Origin of the sequence: Streptosporangium sp. NPDC049376, assembly GCF_044466505.1 — a bacterium.
In the GTDB taxonomy this organism is placed as follows: domain Bacteria; phylum Actinomycetota; class Actinomycetes; order Streptosporangiales; family Streptosporangiaceae; genus Streptosporangium.
The window spans coordinates 1-24,646 of record NZ_JBITMT010000012.1 but is presented as its reverse complement, the minus strand read 5'-3'; the positions used below and the strand labels follow the sequence as shown (position 1 = coordinate 24,646).

Genomic DNA, 24,646 nt, shown 5'->3' with positions numbered 1-24,646 from the left:
TGTCGGGAAGGTCGGCTTCGGGCTTCACCCGGGCCTGCGCCGTGACCGACGTGGCCGGGGGCCCGGTCCGGGGCGCCTGATGAGTCTGGGGCGTCCCCTCGGTTTGAGGCGGGGAGGCCTCGGGGGTGGTGTCCTGGCCCGCGTCGTACGGCGGGGCGCACTCGGGCGTCCCGTTCCGGGTGGCCGTCAGACATTGGCCGGGAGAGTCCTGGACACCGGCGAACGCCGCGACGGCTCCCCCCGTCACCGGGGCGGCCACACAGGTCGCCAGCACCGCCGTACCCAGAAGTGCGTGTCGTCGTTTTCCGCGCCGGTTTTTCGTCACATAAACGTTCTAACATTTAACAGAGTGTCACGGTAGGGTAATGAAACCCTTGCGAAGATCCACCCACGGAACCACGTTTCCCACCTGGATCGGGAAGGATGTGGCCACGGCCTCGAAAGGCCCCGAGAGCCTTTCGAAGGGGTGCGTTCGGCAAGGAGTGAGGCGTTGGACGAGCTGTTCGACCTCGACGCGGTCGGCCAGGCGGAGGCGGTGCGCGCCGGTGACGTCTCGCCGAGAGAGCTCGCCGAGGCGGCGATCGCGAGGATCGAGGCGCATGACGGGGAGATCAACGCGGTCGTCCACCGCAGGTTCGAGCGGGCGCTCGCGGAGGCCGACAGGCTCACCGGGGACGCCCCCTTCCTGGGGGTGCCGACCCTGCTGAAGGACCTGGGCTGGAGCATGGCGGGTGAGCCGTACCGGGCGGGCTCCCGGGTGCTCGACGGCGTCGAGGTGGCACGGGACGGCTACGCGCCGGCCAAGCTGCGCGCGGCGGGGTTCGTGGTCCTCGGCCGGACGAACACCCCCGAGTTCGGCACCGCGATCACCACGGAGCCCAGGGCCTTCGGGCCGACGCGTAACCCCCATGACGTCCGCTACAGCCCCGGCGGGTCGAGCGGCGGGTCGGCCGCGGCGGTCGCCTCGGGCATGGTCCCGGTGGCCGCGGGCAGCGACGGCGGCGGGTCGATCCGCATCCCGGCGAGCCTGTGCGGGCTGGTCGGCCTCAAGCCGAGCCGGGGGCGGGTGAGCTACGGGCCGGCCGTCGGCGAGGCCTGGGCGGGCTTCTCCACGCCGGGCATGCTCTGCCGTACGGTCAGGGACAGCGCGGCGACCCTCGACGTGATCGCCGGGGCGATGCCGGGCGACCCGTACGGCGCGCCCGTCTGGCCCCGGAGCCTGGCTCAGGAGGTCGGGGCCGACCCCGGACGGCTGCGGATCGGCTTCCTCACCGAGCACCCGGGGCGCCCCGGTGAGACCGACCCCGACCTGACGGCCGCCGTGTTCGGCGCGGCCCGGCTCCTTGAGTCGCTCGGTCACGGCGTCGAGTCCGGCGGCCCCGAGGCGCTCACGGAGAAGGACTTCGCGCTGCACTTCGGCACGGTCGTCGCGGCCCACCTGGCCGCCGACCTTGAGGACTTCGGGCGCTGGCGCGGTAGGCCCGTCGATCTCGACGAGCTTGAGGAGCGCAACCGCATCCTCGGGGCGACCGGGCGAGGGCTCAGCGCGGTCGACTACGTGGCCTCACGCGACTGGATCGACGGGTTCCGCCGCAGGATGGCCACCTGGTGGGAGTCCTTCGACCTGCTGCTCACCCCGTCCCTGGGGGCGGCGCCGTTCCCCATCGGCTGGCTCGCCTCCGACGACGTCAGTATGGCGCGGGGCCGGATGAACCAGGCCGTGGCGTTCAGCTCGCCGGTCAACGCGACCGGCCAGCCCGCGATCTCCCTGCCGCTTCACCGGACCTCGGGGGGGATGCCGGTCGGCGTCCAGCTGGTCGCGGCGGCGGGCCGGGAGGACCTGCTGATCCGGGTCGCCTCCCAGATCGAGGCCGCGGCCCCCTTCGAGCACACCGCGATCAGGCACGCGACCTCCCGCTGACCGCGTCGATCTCCGAGGCGAGGAAGGCGACGGTCAGCTCCGCCCTGAGTGTGGGCCATCCGTCGTCCTGGGCCGGGCCGGGCCGGGCGTAGCGCCGCCGTTCGATGTCGTCGACGACCCGTGTGGGGGCGCCCATCTCCCTCAGTACGGCCAGCGCCCGGTGTTTGGTGACGAGCCTCCCCTCCCTGAGGGTCACCGTGGCCCGGGCCAGGGTGAGCATGGCCGCGTCCACCCAGATGTCACGGAGCCACAGGTCGGGGCGGTCGAGCAGCGGGCGCCAGAACTCCCGCAGGTCCCAGGCCACGAACCCGGCGAGCTCCTCGTCGGTCACCGGCGGCAGGAGGGTCGCGGGGGGCGGGCCGTACAGGACCAGGCCGAACTCGTGGAGCTCGCGCCTGGTCACCGGGGTGATCGGCCGGTGGGTGACCTCCTCGTGCGCCCAGGCGAGGTGGGGCCGTGCGGGGTCGTCCAGTTCGGTCGTGACGACGTAGCCGCAGTGCAGCTTCGCCGCGAGCGGTACGGCGGCGCCGAGGCGTTCGTGCATCAGGGTGAGGCCGGACTCCTCCTCGGGGGAGCAGGGGCGGCTGAGGACCGCCACGAGATCGAGGTCGCTGCGGCCCGGCTGGTAGTCGCCCGTGGCCAGGGAGCCGTGCGCCCAGACCGCGAGCAGCGGGACCATGGGGACGAGGCCGGTGACGAAGCGGTCGACGAGGGCGGCGGTGGGGGCGTGTTCGGTCACGGTCATCCCTTTCCCCGGCCGCCCGTGCGTCAGCCCTGGCTTCGGTTCTGGCTGAGGAAGACTTCGAGCTGGATGCCGTCGGGGTCCCGGAAGGCGAGCAGGGCGAAGCCCGCCTCGGGGATGTCCTGGACGCCGGAGTGGGTGACCCCGGCCTCGGTGAGGCGGGTGGCCCAGGCGTCGAGCTCCTGCCGGGTGTCCACGGTGAACGCCAGGTGGTCGAGGCCGGTCCTGCGCTCGTTGAACTTCGCGTCGCCGTCCTCGTGCTTGTGCCTGGTCAGCCCGATGACGACCCCGCTGGGGTGCCGCATGAGCTGCCGTTCGAAGCCCGCGTTGTTCCAGGGGAACAGGGGTGCGAAGTCCAGGACGTCGCCGTACCACCGCACGGAGGCGTCGAGGTCGCGCACGTTCAGCGCGATGTGGTGAACCCCGGAGAAAGTCGTCATCTGTCTCACCTTTCACGTGATGGACATAACCCTAGATTCCTCGGGAACCGTCCACGAGGAGTACGCGTTATATCTTGAGGCGACGGGGTAGAAGGCCGTCGAAGAGCGTGCCCCCCGAGGAGGGTTCCCATGGCGAAGGCAGCGCGTGCGGCACAGGCATGGCGGGTCTACAAGCAGGTGTCCCAGCCGGGTTCACCGGGACTCATCACCAGACTGCGCACCGTTCCGAGGATGGTCGGCGCGGTGACGCGGGGCCGGTACCCCGGCATGAGCAAGAGCAGGCTGGCCATGCTCGGCCTGGGCGTGGTCTACATCCTCTCGCCGATCGACGTCATCCCCGACTTCCTGGCGCTCGTCGGGGTGGCCGACGACTTCGGTGTCCTGCTGTGGCTCACGGCCTCGCTGCTCGGCGAGAGCGGACGCTATCTCGACTGGGAGCGCAGGAACATCCAGGCGAGCGTCTTCCCTCCCGAGCACGGGCGTTAGAGCTGTTCCATCCTGAGCCAGGCCCGTGACGGCAGCGGGTGGCCGAACAGGCGGGCGGCGTTGCCGTAGGCGACCCTGGCGATGTCGGCCGGGGGCAGGTTGCCAAGGTTCGTCGCCACGGTCTGCTGGGTGTCGGGCCAGGTGGAGTCGGAGTGCGGGTAGCCGCTCTCCAGCAGCACGTGTTCGAGGCCGACCGCGAAGCGCACCCCGGACAAGGCGTGGTCGTTGAGCGTGCCGAAGAAGAAGTTGCGCCGCAGGACCTCGCTGGGCTTGAGCCCACCCTCCCAGGCGGCCTCCCCGGCGACCGGGTGGTCGAGCGCGTAGTCGGCACGTTCGGCGAGCATCGGCAGCCAGCCGACCCCGCCCTCCACGATGAGGATCCGCAGCGCCGGGAAGCGCAGCGGGATGCCCGACCAGAGCCAGTCGGCGCAGGCGAACATGGCGCTCGCGGGCATCAGGGTGGTGATCGCCTCGATCGGTGTGTCGGTCGAGGGGACGGGGGTCCAGGAGGCGGAGCCGGTGTGCAGGCACACGACGGTGCCGGTCTCCTCGCAGGCCTGGAAGAACGGGTCCCAGTGGTCGGTGTGGATGGACGGCAGCCGCAGCCGGGTGGGGAACTCGGGGAAGAGCACGGCCTTGAACCCCCTGGCCGCGTTGTCCCTGATCTCCTTGGCCGCGACCTCGGGGTCGGTCAGCCAGGGCAGTTGCAGGGCGATGATCCGCTCGGGGTAGGTGCCGGCCCAGACGTCCACGTGCCAGTCGTTCCACGCCCGCGTGACCGCGAGGCCGAGCTCCTGGTCGCGGGTCTTGGCGAAGACCATCCCCGACTGCCCGGCGAGCATGCCGGGAAAGCACAGCGCCGCCCAGACGCCCGCGCGGTCCATGTCCTCGACCCGCGCGTGGATGTCGTGGCAGCCGGGCCGCATGTGCTCGAAACGCACCGGGTCGAGCGTCCACTGCTCACGGGGCAGCCCCGCGCCCACGTCGAGACCCGCACACGGGTAGGTCGCGCCGCCGTACCGCCAGACCTGGTGCCCGGAGTCGGTCTCGACCACCTTGGGGGCGAGATCGGCGTATTTCTCGGGGAGCCGGTCGAGGAACATGTCGGGTGGCTCGATGAGGTGGTCGTCAGCGGAAATGATCACATAATCCCGCCGCCGTGGCTCGGGGTCGGGCAGCAGCGGCGTAGTCACGCGGTAAACCGTACGTCGCTGACGTCACACTGAACAACCTGCGAGATATCCGCTTGGTATCTGTGTCTCATCCCATCTACCCCTGTGTGTCCGGTAACCGGCGGAAGGCCCACAGGAGGGTGTCCGGAGGGGTGCGTCCTGGTTTCTCGCGTTCGTGTGTGTCGCGATGGGAATGCGGTCGTGTGCCCTTGTAGGGAGCCCCTAATCTATCCGGCGGCGGACATCTCGCGATGGGGGCGGACATGCAGATCCCGAAGGGCATCCCGTACGGCGCGCGGATCGCCCTGTTGTTCGTCCTGGCGCTGTCCACGATCGTGGTCCACCTGAACCAGGACCCTCGGTTGCGCGAGGCCGAGGAGCTCATCTCCGACCTGCGGGCCGGTACGGTGACCAAGGTCGTCTACGACCGGGACTGGCCCGCGTACGGCACGCTGACCTGGTCGAACGGTCCTCTTTCGTGGAACGAGGCCTACTTCGACCCGCCGGACGACGTGTGGGACCCGGTGACCACGAGGCTGGTGCCGAGCGAGCTCCGGCGGGTCCAGACGGTCTTCCTGGCCCGGGTCGGGGAGGCGGCGGGCCCGTCGGTCGAGATCGGGCAGGCCCGGGGACCCCAGCGGTTCGGGCTGGCCGGGATGTTCATGGGCTCGCCCGCCTACGCCCGCTGGTGGGAGCCGTTCGCCCCGGTCGCGGTCGCCGCCGAGGTGATCGCCTGGCTGCTGATGCTCACCCGGCGGGACAACCGCTACGCCGGTCGCTGGGCGTGGACGTGGATGTTCCTGGTCGGGGGGTCGTGGCTCTACGTGCTGTTTGAGCCGTATCCGCTGTGGCGTGGGTCGTCCGAGGTGCCGTCCGAGCGGGTCAGGCTCAACGGGACGCAGGGGTTCGCCCTCGCCGTGGCCGTCTTCTTCGGCATAGGGATGATCAGCGCCTGGACGTCATGAGGTAGTAAAGAAGCATGACCTCTGAAGTGGGGGACTTATCGCCCCGATGGCGTGAGGCGCGCTGGGGGTGGTGGCTCGCCGGGACGGTCGTCAGGGTCGTGTTGCTGTTGGTCCTGTTGTTCGGCGCCCTGCTCGTGGTGGCGGCCGCGGCGCCGACGGGGAGGACGCTTTCCGACTTCCGTGCGGCCCTGAAGGCGGACAGGGTCACGGTCGTCGTCTACCGGGCGTCCCGGCAGGGGACGGTATCCACGGACCAGCCGCCCGCAGCGGTGCAGCCGCCCTCGGTGGAGCAGCCACCCCCGGAGGCGGAGGCCCCTGACTCGCCGGACTCGCCGGAGGTGGTGTACGCGCTGAGGTGGGCCGAGGGGCCGCTGGTCTGGCACCGGATCGACCAGGGACCGGTGTCGGACGGAAAGGGCGCCTACACCTTCGACCGGTTCGGCGCCGACATCGGCGACTCCGAGGTCAGGCTGGTCCAGGAGAGCGTTCGACAACCCTCCTGGTGGTACGCCACCTGGCCCTTCGAGATCCCCCCGATGCTGGGGATGTGGTGGATCGGGGCCGCCTGGGTGGCGACCCTCGTGATCATGCTCGGCTCGACCCCCAGGCTGGGCAACAGGTGGGCGTGGTTCTGGCTGTTCGGCGTCGGCCAGATCGGCGCGTTCGCCTTCCTCCTGCTCGAACCCCGGCCGCTGTGGCACCGGTACGGACGGCGCCCACCCGAGCGGGGACGGATGCGGGGCGGTACCGGCTGCCTGCTGTCGATCGTGACGTCCGTGGTCGCCGTGGGCGCCGCCGCGGCCGTCGGCGGCCTTCTGAACCTGCTGTTCCCCTGACGACCGTTCTAGGCGTCGACCGTCTCCTTCTCGCCCTTGGCCGCCTCGGCTCGCAGGTCCGCGGCCTCCCGGCGGATCAACAGGATCCAGCCGCCGATCGCGATGCCGATGAACAGCCACCACTGCACGCCGTACGCCAGGTTGAGGCCGCCGCCTCCGCCGACGTCCGGCGCGGGCACCGGGGCGGGCGCGGCCTGGGCCTGCGGCTGCTGGCCGGTCAGCTCGACGTACCCGTCGAGCAGCTTGTACGGCAGGCCCCGCCCGACCGACTCGGTGTTGATCAGCAGGACCTGGCCGGGAGGAAGGCCGGGCCGGTTCCTGATGCCGGTCGTCTCCTCGGTCTCGCTGGGCTGCAGCCGCCCGGTGACGGTCACCTCGCCGGTGCTCGGCGGCGGGACCTCGGGAGGCGCGTCCGCCGTCGCGCCCGCCTTGACCCAGCCCCGGTTGACCAGGACGCCGACGCCGTCGGCCGTCCGCAGCGGGGTGAGCACGTAGAAGCCGACCCTGGTGTCCTGGACGCGTCTGCGGACCAGCAACTGGGCGCCCGCGTCGAACGTGCCGGTGACCGTCACGGGACGGTACCTGTCGTGTGCCCGCATCGGGGCGCCGGGAGGCACGAGGCCTTCGAGGGGGACAGGGGCCGCGGACATGTTGGCGGTGGTCTGGTGGCTGCTGCTCGACCGTTCCTCGTAACGTCCGAACTGCCATCGGCCAAGGAACACGAAGGCGGGGATGACCAGCAGAACCACCACGTGGAGCGCCAGCCATCGGGGAGTCAGAAGGAACCGGTACACGCTCCCAAGGGTAGGCACCGTACCCACCGCTCTCTCCTTCGGCCGGTGCCGGATGTCCGGGAAAGGCTGTCGGACACTCCGGACATCGCGTACGGTCGGATGGATCCGCCCCCCTCGGACCGTTCCATCTCCCCCTCCGGAGCCCGCGCACGATGACCTTGGTCCTGTCGCCCCCCGCGGCTCCGGTCGCACTGCCCCGCCTCGGGGCGCTGCTGCGGCACGCCGCCCCGAGGGTGCTGGAGGGCATGATCCTGCCGGTCGCCGTCTTCTACGCGGGCCTGATGTTCTTCGGTCTGTACGGCGCGCTCGCGGTCGCGGTGGCGTGGGTCTACGGCGGCATCGTCTGGCGGCTGGTCAGGCGTGAGCCGGTGCCGGGGACCGTGCTGCTGGCGGCGGGGACGATCACGGTCAGGGCGGTGCTGGCCGCGGCCACCGGCAGCCCGGTGCTGTTCTTCCTGCAGCCCTGCCTGGGAGTGCTCTGCGCGAGCCTGGGCTTCCTGCTCACCGCCCCGACGCGCAGGCCGCTCGTCCAGCGGGTGGCGACCGACCTGGTCCCGCTGCCCGAGCACCTGCTCGAACATCCCCGGATGCGCCGCTTCTTCGTGTGGCAGTCGCTGCTGTGGGGCGGCGCGCAGCTCCTCAACGCCTCACTCAGCGTGTGGCTGCTGCTCACCCAGACGCTGGAGACCTATCTCGTGGTGCGGACCTCGCTGGTGGCCGTGCTGCTCGGCGGAGCGGGGCTGGTCTCCGTGCTCGGCCTCAGGCGTTGCCTGCGGGCACTGGACCACGGGTACGGCACGCTCCAGGACCGGGCGACGCCGTGATGTCCCTCGGGCCGGAGATCTCGTGCCCGTCCGCGCAGCGGAAGTGCTGTTCGATCGCGGCACCGCAGTCACGGTGGGTGAGCAGCATCGGGGGCCCCTCGGGGTCGGCGAGATAGCGGTCGCCCCACTGCATCAGGGCGACCAGAGCCGGATAGAGGTCACGGCCCATCTGGGTCAGTCGATATTCGTCGCGTCTGCGCTGACCGGGCTCGCGGTAGGGGACCTTGCGCAGCAGCCCCTCCTCGACCAGGCGCGTCAGCCGGGCGCTGAGGATCTGTTTCGGGGCCCCGGTGAAGGCCTGCATCTCGGCGAACCTGCGCACCCCGAGAAAGGCCTCCCTGAGCACCAGGAGCGTCCACTTCTCGCCCACGATCGTCAGCGCCCGCTCGATGGAGCAGTTGTCGGGGCGCGGGAGCGCGTCGCTCATGACCGCATCGTAGGTCGTCACGGCGTCACCTCCAACGCGGCTAAGTCTACTTGACATACTCAGCTGCCGGGCGGAAGTCTAGGTTCATGTTGCGAACTCAGGGGGTGCTCGCAGGAACCGTCGTCGAGATCAGGTCCGCCGGGCCGGGCGACGGGGAGCGGATTCGCCACTTCCTCGCGGAACTGTCGCCAAGGACGCGGCACCTGCGCTTCCTCACCGCCGTGGACGAGGACATGGCGGGCAGGCTGCTGGCGGAGACCGGCCGGGGGGACGTGCTGCTCGCCGTCGCGGGGGAGAAGGTCGTCGGGCATGCCGTGGGAGCCAGGGCCGGCGCCGAGGTGGAGATCGCGGTGGTCGTCGCCGACGCCTGGCAGGGAAGGGGCATCGGCTCCCGCCTGGTCCGCAGGCTGCTGCGCCGCGCCTCGGTCAACGGAGCCAGGACCGTGAACATGGACGTCCTCGGCGACAACCACCGGGTTCTGGCGATGATCCGGGGCCTGTGGCCGGGGGCCGTCACCCGGACCTCCCAGGGGAGTGTGGAGGTGAACGCGCCGGTCGAACCGGCCCTCGGAGGGGGCGTCGCGCCGGGTGGTGGCGGCGAACGGAGCGTTATCATCGACGGGGAGTCCGGTGGCCGGACACCATTTGCGGAACAAGGTTCTGTTGGCGCACCATTGACACCGTGAAAAGTGCCAAGAACGGACGCGACGGCCGCACCAGGATCATCGAGGGCGCACTGCGCCGGTTCAGCCAGGACGGCGTCTCGGCCACCACGCTCGCCAGCCTCCGCGAGGAGAGCGGCGTCAGCGTCGGCAGTTTCTACCACCACTTCGCGAGCAAGGAACACGTCTTCGGCGTGCTCTATGCCGACACCCTCAGGACGTACCAGGAGGTCTTCCTCACCGAACTGCGGCGTCACGAGGGGGCCAAGGAGGGCATCGAGGCCATCGTCGCCCTGCACATGAGGTGGTACGACGACAACAGGGAGCGGGCGCACCTGTTGCTCAGCGAGCGCCCGCCGAAGCGCGACGAGCCGGGCGGCACCGAGGTCTCCGAGCTGCGCAGGGCCTTCTTCCGCAAGGTCGCCGACTGGTGGCGGCCCCACATGAAGAACGGCCTGCTCCAGCCCGTCCCCCCCACCATGTGCTACGTGCTCTGGCTCGGCCCCGCGACCGAGATGTGCCGCCTGTGGTTCGCGGGCGCCCACCAGCCGACGCCCGAGGAGATCGCGGGCCTGTGCGAGGCCGCCTGGCACAGCCTGCGCCAGCGCCCCGCCCCCGCCTGACCGTACGGCTTCGCCCACCTGGCCCCCGTCGCCGCACCCGTCACCCGCCGCCCACGGCCCCGCGCCGCCCGACGCCGTCGTCCGTGAGAGCCCCGGTTTTCGGGCGCCTGAGAGCTCCGGCCCGGAGTCCGGGGGTTCGTCCGGGCCGGAGCGGTCTCAGCGTGCTCCCGCGAGCTGCCGTAGCCGGGTTGGCACCCGCCAGACCTTCTCGTCCAGCGAGATGTCCAGCCGCAGGTCCTGGCGTCGTCGCCGCAGACCGGGCACGCGGACCCGGTCGCTGACGTCGAACCCGCCGTGTCCGCCGTTCGCGGAGTATCCGAAGCCCAGCTCGCCCGGCAGGACCCGTAACTCGTCCCGGTTGCCGCACCTCGGGCAGGTCCACGCGACCATGTCCCGGCCACGGTTGTAGTCGTGGCAGGCGCGGAAGTACTCGTCGGGCCGGAAACGGGACTCACAGGCGAAGCAGGGGATCAACATCTCGGAAACCTCAGGACCGGGTGGAGCGACTCCTCATTGGTACCGTCTCCCACTTGTGCCGTGCTTGCAGAACGCTTACGGCGGTCTGCAACGATCGGGTCACCCCCGGCTGGGAGGGCTGCGGGAGGATGTTCGGGTGAGAGATCTTCCCGCCCGTCTCAGAGAGCTGCTGCTCGAAACCGGCTACACCGTCGACGGCGTCCGCGACCGCCTCGGCACGGTCGCCGCGACCGCGCTCTCCCGTGAGGAGACGACACCCGCGCTGCGCGTCACCCGCGACGGCGACCCGCTCGGCACGCTGATCCGGCTGTGGTGGCTCGGAGCGCCGGTCGAGGCGCCGGAATGGCTCCCGGTCGAGGCGCTCGCCGAGGGCGGGCTGGTGACCGTACAGGACGGTCTGGTCAGCGCGGCGGTGCACCTGCAGCCGTGGGAGACGGGTGGCTACGTCGTCTCCGACCGCAAGGTCAGGCCGGGCGATCCCGCGTTGCGCGAGGACCACGTCGTCGGCGCGGGAGGGGCGTCGGCGAACCTGGCCCAGCTCGTCTCGCGCCGCCCGGCCGGGCGCGTCCTCGACCTCGGCACCGGGTGCGGTGTGCAGGTGCTGCACCTGGCCGGCCGGGCGGAGGAGGTCGTGGCGACCGACGTCAACCCCCGCGCGCTCAGGATGGCCCGGCTGAGCTGGGCGCTGTCCGGGATCGAGGGTGTCGAGGCCAGGCAGGGGTCGCTGTTCGAGCCCGTCGAGGGGGAGCGGTTCGACCTGGTCGTCTCGAACCCGCCGTTCGTGATCTCCCCCCGGGGCCGGTTCACCTACCGGGAGTCGGGCTTCGAGGCCGACGGTTTCTGCCGCGACCTCGTACGGCTCGCCCCCCGCTTCCTCTCCCCGGGCGGCACCTGCCAGCTGCTGGCCAACTGGCTGCACGTCGACGGCGAGGACTGGCGTGACCGGGTCGGCGGATGGCTCGCGGGGACCGGCTGCGACGGCTGGGTGGTGCAGCGGGACGTGCAGGACCCGGCCGAGTACGCGGAACTGTGGCTGAGGGACGCCGCCGAGCAGGGCACCCCCCGTTACCGGGAGCTCTACGACGACTGGCTCGACTGGTTCGAGACCATGAAGGTCACCGGGATCGGCTTCGGCTGGATCACGCTGCACGACTCCGGCAGCCTCGACCCGGTGGTCAGGGTCGAGGAGCTGGGGCAGCGGGTCGAGTTGCCGGTCGGCGGCTATGTGGACGAGGTGCTGGCCTCGGCCGGTCTGGCCCACCGCCTCACCGACGAGGAACTGCTCGGCGCCCGGCTCGCACTGGCCGAGGGCGTGGCCGAGGAGCGTACGGGGCCGCCCGGCGCCGAGGACCCGTCGCGGATCGTGCTCAGGCAGACGCGGGGGCTGCGCCGTGCCACCCAGGTGGGAACCGTCGAGGCGGCCCTGGCGGGGGTCTGTGACGGTGATTATCCACTGGCCCCGCTGCTGGCGGCCATCGCGGAACTCACCGGCCAGGACGCCGATGACCTGCTGGTTCGTGCTCCCGAAGCGCTCCGCCCGTTGATCGCCGAGGGATTTTTCCACATATCAACCCCCTGATTATCCACAGGCTGTGCATATCCCTGGATGTCCCCACCGATCGGTTGTTGATCCGATGTTGACCGCCGGAAGGGATGCTCTGGACGTGGGCACGGCGTGGACCCGGGGGGTAAGGGACCACGCCGAGTCCGGCCGGTCGTCACAGTGAGGCGGCCGGTCGTCGAAGACGCACCGGATGACCGGGCCCCCTAACGCGTCTTCGACGGCCAGACGGCCGGCCGGGCACCCCGCATCCGATCTCAGGTTCCAGAGCGACGGGAATTCCAGTGATCAACCACTTTTGGATGACACGGCTCGACGACGATCTGTACGACCTGTATGACGTGTCGTGGTCAGTTACCGACGGGGTCACGGTCGAGCAGAGCGCGGATGTCCGCGGCCTCGGGGGCGCCGAGCCTGTCGAAGATGTCGTGCGCCCGCTGAAGGCAGTCACGGCTGCGCCGGATGTCACCCTGCCCCGCGAGCGCTCTGCCTAGCACCCACAGCGACAGCGCCTCGCCGTACGGATGGCCGATCTCGACGCTGACCGCCAGTGCCTGCTCCGCGTGCCGGGTGGCGTCCCCGAAGCGGTTGGCCGTGATGAACGTCTCGGCGAGCCGTGAGCAGACGCGCTGCTCCCACACCCGCTGTCCGCTGGTGCGGAAGAAGGCCAGGCACTCGGCGTGGTGGTGCACCGCCTCGTTGAGCCGTCCCACCCGGGACAGCACCATCCCCAGGTGGTAGCGCGCCCGCGCGGTGCCCGGACTTGAGCCGATCTCGGTGAAGATGGTCAGCCCCTGCTCCGCGGCGGCGATCGCCTCCTCGGCCTGACCGAGGAAGAGGTGGTCCCTGGCCGAGTAGCTGAGCGTCAGGGCCTCACCTCCCGGCGCGCCCATCTCCCTGAAGACCTCGCGGGCCGCGTCGAACAGGGCGAGCGCCTCCTGGTGACGGCGCTGACGGCCCGCGACGACGGCCAGCGCGTTGAGCACCTCGCCGCTGACGATGCGGTCGCCCTCGACGGCCAGGCCGAGCGAGGCCTCGAACTCCTTGCGGGCCTCGACCAGCCGGTTCGCGCCGAACAGCACCCTGCCCAGCACGTAGCGGCAGCGCAGCTCGCTGGAGGGCGCGCCGAACCGCTGGGCGGCGGCCAGGGTCTCCCTGGCCCGCCGCTCGAACTCACGGGCGTGGCTGCCGGACTCAAGCAACGGCTCCATGGCCAGCAGCAGGTCGGCCGCGGGCAGCAACGCCTGGACGGTCGTCTGGGCCGTCGTCTGGGCCGTTGCCTGAGCGGTCGTCTGGGCGATGGCCGCGAACAGCGACTCCGCCTCGATCGACAGCCACGCCACGGCCTCGTCGGCGGAGGCGAACGTGTGGCCGGGGCCGGTCACCGAGAGCTGTTCGGCGAGAGTGCTGCCGTCGTAGGCCAGCCGGTGCGCCGACTGCGCCGACGCCAGATAGAAGTCGAGCAGCCGCCGCAGCGCGGGCCCGCCCGCCTCGGCGTCCGCACCGCGCTCCGCCGTACGGCGGGCGAAGAGCCGCAGCAGGTCGTGGAAGCGGTAACGCCCCGGCGCGGGCGCCTCAAGCAGGCTCGCGTCCACCAGGGACTCAAGGATGTCCTCGGTCTCCGTCGGGTTCAGCGCGAGGACGGCGGAGGCGGCCCCGACGGAGATGTCGGGGCCGCCGGGCAACGACAGCAGCCGGAAGGCCCGTGCCTGGGGTGGGGCGAGCTGGCCGTACCCGAGGGCGAAGGTCGCCTCGACGGCGAGGTTGCCCACCCGCAACTCGTCGAGGCGGCGGCGCTCGTCGGCCAGCCTGGGCACCAGCGAGGCGACCGTCCACGACGGCCTGGCCGCCAGCCGCGCCGCGACGATCCGTACGGCCAGCGGCAGGAAACCGCAGGCGGCGACCACCTCCATGGCGGCCGTGCGCTCCGCGGCCACCCGGTCGGCGCCCGCGACCGTGGCGAACAGCGACAACGCCTCGTCGGACTCCATCACGTCCAGATCGACCAGCCTGGCGGCGGGCAGGTCGGCGAGTTTGGGGCGACTGGTCACGATCGCCGCGCAGCCCGTCGTGCCGGGCAACAGGGGACCGACCTGGGCGGCGTCACGGGCGTTGTCGAGCAGCACGAGCATCCGCCGCTCGGCCAGCAGCGAGCGGTACAGCGCCGCCCGCTCGGCCAGACCGTCGGGAATGACGTCGGGGGGCAGGCCGAGCCCGCGCAGGAACGCCGCGAGCACCGACTCGGCCGCGGCCGGCTCGTCGCCGTAACCGCGCAGGTCGGCGTAGAGCTGACCGTCGGGGAACAGGTCCTGCATGGTGTGCGCCAGGTGCACCGCCAGGGCCGTCTTGCCGACGCCGCCGATGCCGGAGATGGCGGCGACCGGCACACCGTCGGAACCCGCCTGCGACAGCAGGGTGCGCAGCCTGGCGACGACGTGACGGCGGCCGGTGAAGTCACTGACGGCCGCGGGCAGCTGCGCGGGACGGGGCAGCTCGGGGACCTCGACCTCGGTCGGCTCGGGCGGGGCCGTACGCTCCTCGGGCACGGAGACGGCGGCACGCGCGGGCACGAGAGCCGGGTCGCCGGAGAGGATGCGCCGGTGCAGGGTGGTCAGCTCGGGCCCCGGCTCGATGCCGAGCTCGTCGATCAGCGCGGTCCGGGTCTCGGCGAAGACGGCCAGGGCGTCGGCCTGCCTGCCGCACCGGTAGTAGGCCAGCATCAGCTGGGCGCGCAGCCGTTCCCGCAGCGGGTGGTCGGCGGTCAGCGCGACCAGCTCGGAGACCACGTCGGCGTGCCTGCCGAGCTCAAGGTCCAGGTCCATGAGCGTCTCCACGACGCTCATCCTGCGTTCGACGAGCCTGCCGCGCTGGTGTTCGGCGTAGGGGCCGACGGCCCCGGCCAGCGGCTCCCCGGTGCACAGCTCCAGACTGGCGCGCAGACTCTCCGCCGCCCCCCTGCCGTCTCCCGTACGGCGGGCGGTCTCGGCCTCGTGGACACCCCGCTCGAACTGCGTCAGGTCGAGGGTGACGTCGTTCAGCCGCAGAGCGTATCCACGGCCGACCGAGGTGAGAAGCTCCGGGCGGGTCCGGGGGGATCTGCCCGGTTCCAGGACGGCCCGCAGCCGCGAGACGTAGGTGCGCAGCGCGCCGAGAGCCCTGGGCGGCGCGTCCTCGCCCCAGACCGCGTCGATCATCTCCGTGGGAGTGACCGCCCTGCCCTCGCGCAGCAGCAACATCGTCAGGATGGAGCGTTGCAGCGGCGTGCCGAGGTCGAGTTCGACGCCGTCACGCCAGGCCTGGACGGGGCCGAGCAAGGCGAAGCGCAACCCCTCTTCGCTGCTGTGAGCAGCCATTTCCTGGATCTCCGCCCTCAAGAAAAAGCCTTACCACCGAAATGATAGGTCCTGCAATGCCGTCACCACAGGAAACCGCCCACTCGTTAACCCTGGTGTTGATTCATCGTCAATCGGGCGTTGAACCGCTTCCCGGATGCTGTGACATGCCGGGCATGGCCCCATACGGGGGCGGTCATGCCCGGTGTTTCACCAGGTTGCAGGCGTTGATTCAATCGTCTGCAGGCGTCGATAAAGGCGCTGTAAGCACGGTGCAGGGACCTCGTCCTATCAATGGGTCATGACTTCCACCAAGGAACGGGAAGTCCGGCCCTCTGGGAGAGGAACCATGAACCGCACCATCCGCAGCCTGCTCGGCGTCGCCGCGGCGACCGCCGTCCTCGCGGTCGGCGTCCCGGCGCTGACCTCCTCGGCCTCGGCCGCGACGACCGGCACCGCGACCGCCGGTGCCCTCGACGTCGACTTCTGGGGCTCCTACTACTCCAAGTACCGCAACGGCTCCCGGGCCAAGGCCAACGGCCAGGTGTGGGACGACGGCTCCGAGGTCCACGTCCAGGGGCGCCTCTACGACAAGAACAGTCCGTGGCGGCTGTGCGGCTACGTCCAGGTCAAGTTCGAGAACGCCGACGGCGACGAGTCCTACGACTGGGCCAGGCAGTGCGTTTCGTCCGGCTACCGGTCCTTCCACTTCTCCGAGGAGGACGTCGACAACGTCCAGGTCCGGGTCTGCTACTGGGAACGGCCCGGGGCACAGCGCGTTTCCTGCGGCCGGTGGAACTACATCTACGAGGCCGATGACGACGAGTGACGCCTGACGGACGATGAGGTCATCGGGGCGGCCTTGGAAAAGGCCGGGAAGACGAACATCGGGCCCGCCCGGAACTCCGGGCGGGCCTTTTGTTCCATGGTTCATCGGAAGTGATGGGGCTCCGTCACGCGGCCTCGAACAGGCCGAGTCGCGTGTGGAGCCGTTCTCGTACGGCAGGCCACTCGCCGCTCAGGATCGAGTAGTACGCGGTATCTCGGACCGTGTCGTCGGCGCCTCGGGTTTCCGCCCGCCGCACACCGTCGAGGTGTGCGCCGAGGGCCTCGATGGCGGCCCGGGATCGTGCGTTGCGTACGTCGGCTTTGAGCGTGATGCGGTGGACCTGCCAGGTCTCGAAGGCGAGCGAGAGCATCAGGTACTTGCTCTCCCGGTTGACACCCGTGCCCTGGGCCGAGGCGGCCAGCCAGGTGTAACCGATGTCCGCCACGGACGGGACCTCGCCCACCGCTCCACGCGCACCCGGCGGCCAGGGCATGGGGCCCTGCCAGTACTCCAGGTGCATGAGGCGGGTGGCACCGACTATGCGGTCGGTGTGTAGCCACCGGACGGCGAAGGGCAACGTGCGGCCCTCCGCCTGCTCAGCCAGAGCGGCCTCCACGTAGGAGACCATCTCTTCCCGGCCTTGGGGAACGCGAGTGAAGGCGTAAGTAGAACGGTCCTCACTCGCCGCGGTGACGAGGTCGTCGACCACCGCGAGGCTGAGCGGTTCCAGGCGCACGGAGCGCCCGGACAGGGTGACAAAAGCGGGCATGAGCACATGATGGGGGCTGACAGGCATGCCTGGTGCCAAATGACACAAGACATCTTGGTTAAGCCCCTGCCGCCCCCTGCTCGGAGGGGTGAAATCGCAGGTCAGAGCATGCGGATGCTATCCCGGATGTGCCTGCTCACGGGGTAAAGTTTCCTTAAAGTGATCTCCTGAAAGATCAGCCCGTCACGGGGCTGGGAACGGCGCCGGAAACACGGCGTCCACCGGGTGCCGGCCGGCCCCCCGCCAGGCCGGTCAGGGCCTCACTCAGATGGTCGAGCGCGGACGAGATCCAGGGCAGTTCCAGCGGGTCGGCGGCGTGCAACGCGGCCAGTCGCCGCTCGGTCGTCTCGCCGTACAGCAGGCTCGTCGCCACCCGCACCCGCAGGGCCCTGACGTCGTCGCCGAAGACGTGTCCGGCGAGCACCCCGACCCCGTGCCGGTCGAGCAGCGCCGCGGCCAGTTCGGCGGAGGTCGTGAAGTCATGTCCGGTGAAGTCGGGATAGAGGTAGAAACCGCCGAGCGGCGCCTCGGTCCGCACTCCCGCCCGGACGAGCCTGTCGTGCACCGCCCGCGCGACCGCGCCGTGCAGCCGCCTGCTCAGGTCGATCCGCTCGACGATCTCGGCGGGCTCGGTGTAGGCGTAGGCCGCGGCCCGCTGGACGGGCGCCGCCGGACTCGACCAGATCTCACTGGCCACCGCGAGCAGCCGGTCACGCAGCTCGGCGGAGGGAAGCCTGGCCACGCCGATCCGCCAGCCGCCCAGGGCCAGGCTCTTGCTGAGCCCGCTGGTGATCACCGTGCGTTCGGGGGCGACGTCGGCGGGACTGACGAAGCCGGTCGCCGGATCGTGCAGGAGGTCGCGGTAGATCTCGTCGGAGATGACCGTCAGGCCGAGGTCACGGGCGATCCTCGCCAGCCGGGTGACCGTGGCCGGGGAGGCCAACGTGCCGGTCGGGTTGTCCGGCAGCGTGAGCAGGATGGAACGGACGTCACGCCCCCGCGCCCGCGCGTGCAGTACGGCGGAGGCGACCCGGTCGGGATCGGGCACCCCGCCCTCGCCAGGAGGGGCGGGAACCGGCAGTGGACGGGCCCCGACCAGGTCGGCCTGGGCGGCGTAGCTCACCCAGCTCGGCATCGGCAGCACGACGTCACCGCCGATCGCCAGCAGCAGGCCGTACAGCAGGGGCTTGCTCCCGGGGCCGCAGACCACCAGGTCGGGGTCCGTCGGCAGGCCGCGCCTGTCCCAGTAGCCCGCCGCAGCCTCGCGCAGCGGCGTGATCCCCGCGACCGGGCCGTACCCGTTGTGCTCGGAGGCGGCGGCCAGCCGTTCGCGTAGCGCCGGATGAACGGGCAGACCCGCCTCACCGAAGGCCAGGTGGAGCACCCGCTCACCGGCGCGCCGTCTTCGTTCGATGTCCTCGTTCGCCGCCAGCGTGGCGGAAAGCGTCACGTTCATCAGTGTCCCTTTCCGATCAATGCGGAACGTTCCCAAGCGTGATGGGATGCAGGCATCGGAACAAGCACTGGTTGGTGTGGGTGGGCGTAAGGAAGTCCGATGCTTGATTTTCGTCGGCTTGTGGTGATCTGTGAGTTCGCCAGGAGAGGGAGCATCGCCGCGACGGCGGCCTCCCTCGGCTACAGCCCGTCCGCGGTCTCCCAGCAGCTCGCGACCCTCGAACGGGAGGCCGGAGCCGCGCTGCTCGACCGTTCCGCGCGCAGCGCCGAGCTCACCGACGCCGGACGCCGCCTGGTCGAGCACGCCCAGCGCATCCTGGCGATGGTCGAGAACGCGGAGTCGGACCTGTCCGCCCACCAGGGAACCCCGTCGGGGCGCGTCACCGTGACCGCCTTCCCCACCGCCGCCGTCGCCTTCGCGCCCGCCCTCGCCAGGACGCTGCGCAGGCACACCGCGCTGACCCTGCGGATGGGTCAGGGACGCTCAGGACGGGGGATGCGCGAGGTCAGGTCGGGCGAGGTGGACATCGCGCTGGTCGACGACTGGTACGGCAGGGTGCGCGAGACGGACACGCTGCGGGTCTTCCCGCTGCTGCACGACCCACTGGTGCTCGTGGTGCCGCGCAGGCACCGGCTCGCCTCCCTCGACGAGCCCGTCGACCTGCGCGAACTACGTGACGAGCCGTGGATGGCCACCCCGGACGGCGAACCTTCCCGGCTGGCCGTCGACCGCATGCTGGCCGACTTCGGCGGGGCCCAGCCGGTGCCGTGGGAGTTCGAGGGGCTGGGGACGATCCTCGGCCTGGTCGCCAAGGGCATCGGCATCGCGGCCGTCCCGGCCCTGGCCCTGGCCGCCGGGGTCAGGGGGATAGTCGTGCGGGAGTTCCCCGGCGATCCGGTCAGCCGCGTCGTCCATGCCGTCGCCCGCGCGTCGAGCGTCAACCGGCCCGCCGTCTCCGTCACCCTGCGGGCCGTACACGTGGCCGCCCGGATGCTGGTCGACGACCTGGCCGCCGTCCGGCTGGCCGAACGGTAACGTCTTCAGCCATGCCTCCCACATACGCGCTCGAACGGCTGCTGTCCGGCAACGGGTCGAAGACCGTCGCCGGGATCGACGAGGTCGGCCGGGGCGCCTGGGCCGGACCCGTCGCGGTCTGCGCGGTGGTCACCGACCTGTCCGAGCCGCCCGCCGGACTGACCGACTCCAAGATGCTCACCCCGGTCCGCCGTACCGCCATGTTCGACGAGATCGTCACCTGGGCCGTCGGCGTCGGTTACGGCGAGGCCACCCACGCCGAGATCGACGAACTCGGCATGACCGAGGCACTGCGCAGGGCGGCGGGCCGGGCCCTGGCCGAACTGCCCGTCCGGCCCGACGTGGTCATCCTCGACGGCAAACACGACTATCTCGGGGCACCCTGGCCGGTCCGGTGCGAGATCAAGGGAGACCTGTCCTGCGTCTCGGTCGCCGCGGCCTCGGTGGTGGCCAAGGTCCGCCGCGACACCTACATGGCCTCTCTGGCCGGTGTCGAGGAGTACGGCTTCGCCGACAACGCGGGCTACCCCTCGCCGATCCACCAACAGGCCCTGGAACGCCTCGGCCCCACCGAACACCACCGCCTGTCCTGGTCCTACCTGGACGACCTCCCTCGCTGGCGCCACCTCAAGAGACACCGGAACCCTTTGGCGGGGGAAGGTCAGCTCGGGCTGTTCGGGTAGGCCGTGCCCATTTCCGTCTCCGTGCCCTGACGACCGGGACCTGGTCCGCGCGCTCATCAGGTGATCCGAGCGAGGGTCGGTCACGTCAGAAGGTCGCGCCGGCGGTCGGCGGCCTCGATCACGTCGAGGCTGACCTGTTCCAGGAACGCCGCCGCTTTGGTCAGTCGTTCCCGCACGGGACTGTCGAGCTCGTAGGCCTGGGCCGCCACCTTGGCGGCCCGCACCGTCTGGAGCGTCTGGCGGCTGCCGGTCACGACCGAGTTGTACCAGGCGTCGGCGTCGACCACGTAGACGTCGCGTCGTCGCCGGGGGTCGCGCTCGCGCCGGAGGAATCCCAGTTGGATCAGGAAATTGACGGCGACGGAGACGGTGGCCGGGCTGATCTTCAGCCTGTTGGCCAGTTCAGCCGCGGTGCGTCTGCCGTCCTGGGACAGCAGAAGGTCGATGTGTACGCGGGCGCTCGTCCTGGGCAGTCCGGTTTTGACCGACAGCTCGACGAGTTCGTCCTCCATCGCGCCGCTCAGTGATCCGGCCGGGCGTGGGGGCGCCGGTGTGCCGCGCCGGGCCCGCCGGGTCGTCGCCTGGTGGGCCTGCTGGGGCCGATAGCCGCCGGGGCCGCCGTTGCGGCCGATCTCGCGGGTGATCGTCGAGGTCGGCCGGTTGAGCCTCCTGGCGATCTCACCATAGGAGAGCCCGTCGGCGAGGCCGGCCGCGATGCGCTCGCGGTCCTGCTGGGTCAATCGTCCTCCTGGCATGGCGCCAGTATTGCCTTCGGCGGCATTCATTGCAACGCCCCCTTGCATTCGGGCGCAGTGTCATTGCGTCAATTTATCGCCGTTTACCTGGGGTTATGCGCCGCGTCTGGTTGACCGAATTTCGAATGCAACATAGCTTTTGATCCGCACGAAACACGTACTATCGTGAATTTGAGGAATGGTCATGAACAAAACCCCTCGCCCGGCCGAAAACGCGACCCGAACACCGCGCATCCCCCGACGTGCGGCGGCCGCAACACTGACGGCCACGGCACTGGCGGCCGCCCTCCTGACCGGGACCGTCGCACCCGCGGCAGCCGCCGCACGCAGCCAGGCCGCACACGGCGCCGGCACCGGGCAAGACCGCCCGCGGCTGCAAAAGGCCCTCCAGGACCTTGCCGACCTAGGCCTGGCCGGAGTACAGCTGCGCGTACACGACGAACAAGGCGATTGGGCCGGCAGCGCCGGCGTACGCAAGCTCGGCCAGACCGCCAGACCTCCCACAAACGGACGCTTTTGGGCCGGCAGCGTCAACAAGACCCTCACCGCGACCCTGGTGCTGCAACTGGTGGCCGAGAGCAAGATCGAACTCGATGATCCGGTGGCCGACCACCTGCCCGAACTAGGACTCGACCAGCGGATCACCGTACGGATGATGCTGCGCCACACCACCGGACTGTTCAACTACACCGGCGACTTCGACGCCAACGGGCAATGGGAGCCAGGCATCCCCGGCCACGGCGAGGAGTGGCTGGCCAACCGCTTCCACAGCTACCGGCCCGAGGAACTGCTCCGCCTGGCACTGTCCAAGAAGCCCCGATTCGAACCGGGAACAGACCAAAGGTATGCCAACACCAACTACACGCTGGCCCTGCTGCTGATCGAGAAGGTCACCGGCCACTCCTACGCCGAGGAGATGCGGCGCCGCATCTTAAGGCCACTCGGTATGCGAAACACCGTGATACCGGGCGACCGCACACAGCTCCCCGGACCGTACGCCCACGGCTACTTCCGCTACCAGGAAGGCGGTCAGTGGAAGGTGGTCGACGTCTCCCGCCAGAACCCCTCCCTGCTGGCCGGCGCCGGAGCCCTCATCTCGACCACCCAAGATCTCCAGACGTTCATCTCCGCGCTGATGGGCGGCAAGCTCCTGCCGGCCCCGCTGCTGGCCGAGATGCGCAAGCCGTACGGCGATCTCGGCTACGGCCTCGGACTGTGGGTACAGGACCTGGGCCCCGGCTGTGGCGGCATCGTCTACCAGCACAACGGCAGCCCTCCGGCGGGCTACGGCGCGCTGATGTACAGCTCACCTGACGGCAGGAAGACCCTGACCGCCTCACTCACCACCGGGGACGCCGCGGTCGATCCGGCGGCGCTGTACCCGAGGGTGGTGGAAAGGCTCCTCAAGGAGGTGTTCTGCGGCGGGAAGACCGCACGCTGACGGGCCGCCCGGCTGGTGGGGTCGAACCGCCGATGTTTCCGCGGGGGCGCGCCATCGGGCCCTGCTCGGCTGAGGCGGGTCGTCCGGTCCACGTCCAGGGCGGGTGAGATCCATGTGACAGAAGAGGGCCACTTCGTAATCCTTCGACTCGCTCATATCAACATGAAGGGGGCGAAGTGGCCGTCAATGGCATTGTTCCCACCGGTCGCGCGGCATTGTGGCACTCGCTGGTTTCGTGGAGGTCGCGCGCCAGGGCCTGCCGGGAAAACGCCGGCACCGCGCGGGGATGATGTCGAACTTCGGCGGCCTGCCTTCACGGGGGCCGAGGTCCTTGCGGTTGCCGTCCTCTCCGGAGTAGCTCAGGTGATCCGGCGTCTGCGCAGGTAGGCGCGGTTCGCGCGGAAACCGTAAGCCTTGTCGCCCCAGACCTTGTCGGGCCGGGTACTCGGAGGGAAGGGGGATATGCCCTTTTCTGTCGGGGGACGGTGGCGCATGGTGGGCAGCATGCGGGTTGGGATCTTCCTCATCGCGGCCGGATTCCCCGGCAGGGAGCCGGGACAGGTGTTGCGGGACACGGTCGAGGCGGTGGTCGTCGCCGAGGAGGCGGGCTTCGACGACGCGTGGATCGCCGAGCACCACTTCATGTCGTACGGCGTGTGCCCCTCGGCGGTGACCTTGGCGGGGGTCGCGCTCGGCCGTACGGACCGGATCGGGGTGGGGACGGCGGTGAGCGTACTGTCGGCGAGGCACCCCGTTGAGCTGGCCGAACAGGCGGCGATCCTGGACCAGGTCTCCGGCGGGCGGTTCACGCTCGGGGTCGGGCGGGGCGGTCCCTGGATGGAGCTTGAGGTGTTCGGGACGGGGCTGCCCAGGTTCGAGCGGGGGTTTCCCGAGTCGCTCGACCTGCTGTGCGCGGCCCTCGGGCAGGACACGGTCCGTGCGGACGGGGAGTTCTTCCGGTTCCGGGAGGTACCGATGGTCCCGGCCGTCAGACTCAGGCCGGTCGTGGCGTGCACCTCGCCGGGGACGGTCGCACTGGCCGCCGGGCGGGGGCTGCCGATGCTGTTGGGGATGCACCTCGACGACGAGGGGAAGGCCGGGCTGCTGCGGGAGTACGGCGAGGCCTACGGCGCTGGGGGCGGTGCCCGGGGTGGTGGCTGTGACGACGGGAATCCAGGGCATCGTGGTGTCCGTGGAGGCGGGGACCTGGGGTGTGGTGAGGCCCATGGCGATGGGGATCAAGGGCGTGGTGGTGCCTGGGACGGTGGGGATCCGGGGCATGTGGCGGCGGTGGTCGGGCATGTGGCGGACTCGACGCGGGAGGCCGTCGCGGAGTTGAGGGCGGCGATGCCGGGCTGGCTCGGACCGGGGCTCGCGGGGTACGTGCCCGTTGACGGGCGCCCCACGCCGCGCCGTGACATCGCGGACTACGTGGACTTTCTCTGCCGGACGCACCCGGTCGGCTCGGCCGACCTCTGCGTCGAGCGGATCGAACGGACCGTCAACAAGACGGGGCTCGGCCACCTGATCCTCATGGTCGAGGGGGCGGGCACACGGGAGCGAACCCTCGAAACGATCAGACGGCTGGGGGCTGAGGTGCTGCCCCGCGTCAGGAATGGGAAAGCGCCCTCGCTGGGCCGGGGTACGGCCTGACGAGGGAGAGGGACTGGAGTGCTGTCCTGGGCCAGGAACCCGGTCGGAACGGGACGGTGCCCTCGCTGGGTGGTATGGCCTGGCGAGGGTGGGGGTGCCCCGGGCAGGAAAAGGAAAGCGCCCTCGTCAGGCCGGGGTGCGGCTTGACGAGGGCGGGAGGGGTCAGCAGTCGACGAGTTCGGGGCTCTGGTTGAGGATCTGGGACCTGGCGGTGATGAACTCGGCGTGGGCCTTGACGGCCGCCGGGTCGAAGACCGCGACCCGGTGGCAGTTCTGGAAGGCCAGTTTCACCCCGAAGTGGCGCTCAAGCGCGCCGCGCATGGAGTCGCTGGCGAGGCAGCGCAGGAGCTGGCCGCGGGCGGCCTCGTCCGGCGGCGGGACGGTGTTGTCGGTGAACTCGGCACCGGTGCGCTCACGCTCCCCCACCAGGTCACTGATGAGCGTCCATGCATATGGCAGGGAGTCACGGACACAGGCGACGAACGTCGCGTCGTCCACCTCTCCTGCCTTCGCCTGGTCGAGAAGCTCGTTCGGAACGGTCAGCGACATGCTGCCTTCTCCTCTCAGAAGGGAACTTACAGACACTAGGCCGGGCCCGATCGACCTCCAGCTAGCGCTGGAGGGACACTCGTGTGGGCCCGAAGACGAATTCGGGGTCGATCTGCGCCGCGAGATCCTCCCCCGTGGCCCGGTTCGCCCAGGCCCGCGCGTTGCGCAGATGGAACTCCACCGCCTGACGACCGAACAGCCCCCAGTCCTTCTC

24 protein-coding genes and 1 pseudogene are annotated in these 24,646 nt (G+C 70.5%); 13 read left to right on the top strand and 12 right to left on the bottom strand.

Annotated features, from left to right (window positions below):
• The first annotated feature begins 490 nt into the window (after positions 1 to 490).
• The gene (locus tag ACIBVQ_RS26710) at positions 491 to 1,921 is read left to right on the top strand and encodes an amidase (protein ID WP_399180754.1); all 1,431 of its coding nucleotides are present in this window, start codon (positions 491 to 493) and stop codon (positions 1,919 to 1,921) included.
• Here the strand turns inward: ACIBVQ_RS26710 and ACIBVQ_RS26705 are convergent.
• Complete coding sequence (locus ACIBVQ_RS26705) at positions 1,899 to 2,666, bottom strand: nucleotidyltransferase domain-containing protein (RefSeq protein WP_399180752.1); 768 nt, start codon at positions 2,664 to 2,666, stop codon at positions 1,899 to 1,901. The genes ACIBVQ_RS26710 and ACIBVQ_RS26705 overlap by 23 nt on opposite strands.
• 23 nt (positions 2,667 to 2,689) lie before the next feature.
• Positions 2,690 to 3,103, bottom strand: a complete 414-nt coding sequence (locus tag ACIBVQ_RS26700; protein ID WP_399180750.1) for a VOC family protein — start codon at positions 3,101 to 3,103, stop codon at positions 2,690 to 2,692.
• A 129-nt stretch (positions 3,104 to 3,232) separates the two neighbouring features.
• On the opposite strand from ACIBVQ_RS26700, the gene ACIBVQ_RS26695 reads away from it, so the two are divergent.
• The gene (locus ACIBVQ_RS26695) at positions 3,233 to 3,589 is read left to right on the top strand and encodes a YkvA family protein (RefSeq protein WP_352013703.1); all 357 of its coding nucleotides are present in this window, start codon (positions 3,233 to 3,235) and stop codon (positions 3,587 to 3,589) included.
• On the opposite strand, the gene ACIBVQ_RS26690 is transcribed toward ACIBVQ_RS26695, so the two are convergent.
• Positions 3,586 to 4,782: an amidohydrolase family protein gene (locus ACIBVQ_RS26690; protein ID WP_399180748.1), complete on the bottom strand. Its 1,197-nt coding sequence runs from the start codon at positions 4,780 to 4,782 to the stop codon at positions 3,586 to 3,588. The two genes, ACIBVQ_RS26695 and ACIBVQ_RS26690, sit on opposite strands and share 4 nt — an antisense overlap.
• A gap of 242 nt (positions 4,783 to 5,024) precedes the next feature.
• On the opposite strand from ACIBVQ_RS26690, the gene ACIBVQ_RS26685 reads away from it, so the two are divergent.
• Entirely contained in the window at positions 5,025 to 5,726 is a 702-nt protein-coding gene (locus tag ACIBVQ_RS26685) for a hypothetical protein (protein ID WP_399180746.1), read from the top strand.
• A 14-nt stretch (positions 5,727 to 5,740) separates the two neighbouring features.
• The gene (locus ACIBVQ_RS26680; RefSeq protein ID WP_399180744.1) at positions 5,741 to 6,562 is read left to right on the top strand and encodes a hypothetical protein; all 822 of its coding nucleotides are present in this window, start codon (positions 5,741 to 5,743) and stop codon (positions 6,560 to 6,562) included.
• Positions 6,563 to 6,570: 8 nt separating this feature from the next.
• Here ACIBVQ_RS26680 and ACIBVQ_RS26675 read toward each other — a convergent pair whose 3' ends face one another.
• Complete coding sequence (locus ACIBVQ_RS26675) at positions 6,571 to 7,356, bottom strand: SURF1 family protein (protein WP_352013707.1); 786 nt, start codon at positions 7,354 to 7,356, stop codon at positions 6,571 to 6,573.
• A 152-nt stretch (positions 7,357 to 7,508) separates the two neighbouring features.
• Between ACIBVQ_RS26675 and ACIBVQ_RS26670 the strand changes: the two genes are divergently transcribed.
• Positions 7,509 to 8,180, top strand: a complete 672-nt coding sequence (locus ACIBVQ_RS26670) for a VC0807 family protein (protein WP_352013708.1) — start codon at positions 7,509 to 7,511, stop codon at positions 8,178 to 8,180.
• Here the strand turns inward: ACIBVQ_RS26670 and ACIBVQ_RS26665 are convergent.
• Complete coding sequence (locus ACIBVQ_RS26665) at positions 8,116 to 8,628, bottom strand: helix-turn-helix domain-containing protein (RefSeq protein ID WP_352013709.1); 513 nt, start codon at positions 8,626 to 8,628, stop codon at positions 8,116 to 8,118. The genes ACIBVQ_RS26670 and ACIBVQ_RS26665 overlap by 65 nt on opposite strands.
• Before the next feature lie 65 nt (positions 8,629 to 8,693).
• Here ACIBVQ_RS26665 and ACIBVQ_RS26660 point away from each other — a divergent pair, with 65 nt between their 5' ends.
• The gene (locus ACIBVQ_RS26660; RefSeq protein ID WP_362917265.1) at positions 8,694 to 9,293 is read left to right on the top strand and encodes a GNAT family N-acetyltransferase; all 600 of its coding nucleotides are present in this window, start codon (positions 8,694 to 8,696) and stop codon (positions 9,291 to 9,293) included.
• On the top strand, positions 9,290 to 9,892 hold the full coding sequence (locus ACIBVQ_RS26655) for a TetR/AcrR family transcriptional regulator (RefSeq protein ID WP_399180740.1): 603 nt from the start codon (positions 9,290 to 9,292) through the stop codon (positions 9,890 to 9,892). Before ACIBVQ_RS26660 ends, ACIBVQ_RS26655 begins: the two co-directional genes overlap by 4 nt.
• A gap of 156 nt (positions 9,893 to 10,048) precedes the next feature.
• Here the strand turns inward: ACIBVQ_RS26655 and ACIBVQ_RS26650 are convergent, their stop codons facing one another.
• Complete coding sequence (locus tag ACIBVQ_RS26650; protein WP_352013712.1) at positions 10,049 to 10,369, bottom strand: hypothetical protein; 321 nt, start codon at positions 10,367 to 10,369, stop codon at positions 10,049 to 10,051.
• 136 nt (positions 10,370 to 10,505) lie between these two features.
• Between ACIBVQ_RS26650 and ACIBVQ_RS26645 the strand changes: the two genes are divergently transcribed.
• On the top strand, positions 10,506 to 11,948 hold the full coding sequence (locus ACIBVQ_RS26645) for a methyltransferase (protein WP_399180737.1): 1,443 nt from the start codon (positions 10,506 to 10,508) through the stop codon (positions 11,946 to 11,948).
• A gap of 332 nt (positions 11,949 to 12,280) precedes the next feature.
• On the opposite strand, the gene ACIBVQ_RS26640 is transcribed toward ACIBVQ_RS26645, so the two are convergent.
• Entirely contained in the window at positions 12,281 to 15,283 is a 3,003-nt protein-coding gene (locus ACIBVQ_RS26640; protein ID WP_399180736.1) for an AfsR/SARP family transcriptional regulator, read from the bottom strand.
• Between the two features lie 328 nt (positions 15,284 to 15,611).
• On the opposite strand from ACIBVQ_RS26640, the gene ACIBVQ_RS26635 reads away from it, so the two are divergent.
• Positions 15,612 to 16,091 (top strand): hypothetical protein, encoded by a 480-nt coding sequence (locus ACIBVQ_RS26635; protein ID WP_352013715.1) that lies wholly within the window; start codon positions 15,612 to 15,614, stop codon positions 16,089 to 16,091.
• A gap of 124 nt (positions 16,092 to 16,215) precedes the next feature.
• Here the strand turns inward: ACIBVQ_RS26635 and ACIBVQ_RS26630 are convergent, their stop codons facing one another.
• Together ACIBVQ_RS26630 and ACIBVQ_RS26625 are read right to left on the bottom strand one after the other, a co-directional pair.
• Entirely contained in the window at positions 16,216 to 16,860 is a 645-nt protein-coding gene (locus tag ACIBVQ_RS26630) for a GNAT family protein (RefSeq protein WP_362782096.1), read from the bottom strand.
• A 175-nt stretch (positions 16,861 to 17,035) separates the two neighbouring features.
• The gene (locus ACIBVQ_RS26625) at positions 17,036 to 18,316 is read right to left on the bottom strand and encodes a pyridoxal phosphate-dependent aminotransferase (RefSeq protein WP_399180733.1); all 1,281 of its coding nucleotides are present in this window, start codon (positions 18,314 to 18,316) and stop codon (positions 17,036 to 17,038) included.
• 99 nt (positions 18,317 to 18,415) lie between these two features.
• On the opposite strand from ACIBVQ_RS26625, the gene ACIBVQ_RS26620 reads away from it, so the two are divergent.
• Positions 18,416 to 19,351: a LysR family transcriptional regulator gene (locus tag ACIBVQ_RS26620; RefSeq protein WP_399180731.1), complete on the top strand. Its 936-nt coding sequence runs from the start codon at positions 18,416 to 18,418 to the stop codon at positions 19,349 to 19,351.
• A gap of 11 nt (positions 19,352 to 19,362) precedes the next feature.
• Positions 19,363 to 20,034 carry a ribonuclease HII gene (locus tag ACIBVQ_RS26615; RefSeq protein WP_399180729.1) on the top strand — a complete coding sequence of 224 codons (672 nt, stop codon included), beginning with the start codon at positions 19,363 to 19,365 and terminating at the stop codon, positions 20,032 to 20,034.
• 80 nt (positions 20,035 to 20,114) lie between these two features.
• Here the strand turns inward: ACIBVQ_RS26615 and ACIBVQ_RS26610 are convergent, their stop codons facing one another.
• Positions 20,115 to 20,774 carry a helix-turn-helix domain-containing protein gene (locus ACIBVQ_RS26610; RefSeq protein WP_352013720.1) on the bottom strand — a complete coding sequence of 220 codons (660 nt, stop codon included), beginning with the start codon at positions 20,772 to 20,774 and terminating at the stop codon, positions 20,115 to 20,117.
• A 388-nt stretch (positions 20,775 to 21,162) separates the two neighbouring features.
• Between ACIBVQ_RS26610 and ACIBVQ_RS26605 the strand changes: the two genes are divergently transcribed.
• Positions 21,163 to 22,230 carry a serine hydrolase domain-containing protein gene (locus ACIBVQ_RS26605; protein WP_399180989.1) on the top strand — a complete coding sequence of 356 codons (1,068 nt, stop codon included), beginning with the start codon at positions 21,163 to 21,165 and terminating at the stop codon, positions 22,228 to 22,230.
• A gap of 504 nt (positions 22,231 to 22,734) precedes the next feature.
• Positions 22,735 to 23,883, top strand: coding sequence for an LLM class flavin-dependent oxidoreductase (locus ACIBVQ_RS26600; RefSeq protein ID WP_399180727.1), 1,149 nt, complete (start codon positions 22,735 to 22,737; stop codon positions 23,881 to 23,883).
• Between the two features lie 162 nt (positions 23,884 to 24,045).
• On the opposite strand, the gene ACIBVQ_RS26595 is transcribed toward ACIBVQ_RS26600, so the two are convergent.
• Complete coding sequence (locus ACIBVQ_RS26595; protein WP_352013722.1) at positions 24,046 to 24,432, bottom strand: SCO5389 family protein; 387 nt, start codon at positions 24,430 to 24,432, stop codon at positions 24,046 to 24,048.
• Positions 24,433 to 24,493: 61 nt separating this feature from the next.
• Positions 24,494 to 24,646 (bottom strand): annotated as a pseudogene (locus tag ACIBVQ_RS26590) (ATP-binding protein); the annotation flags it as partial.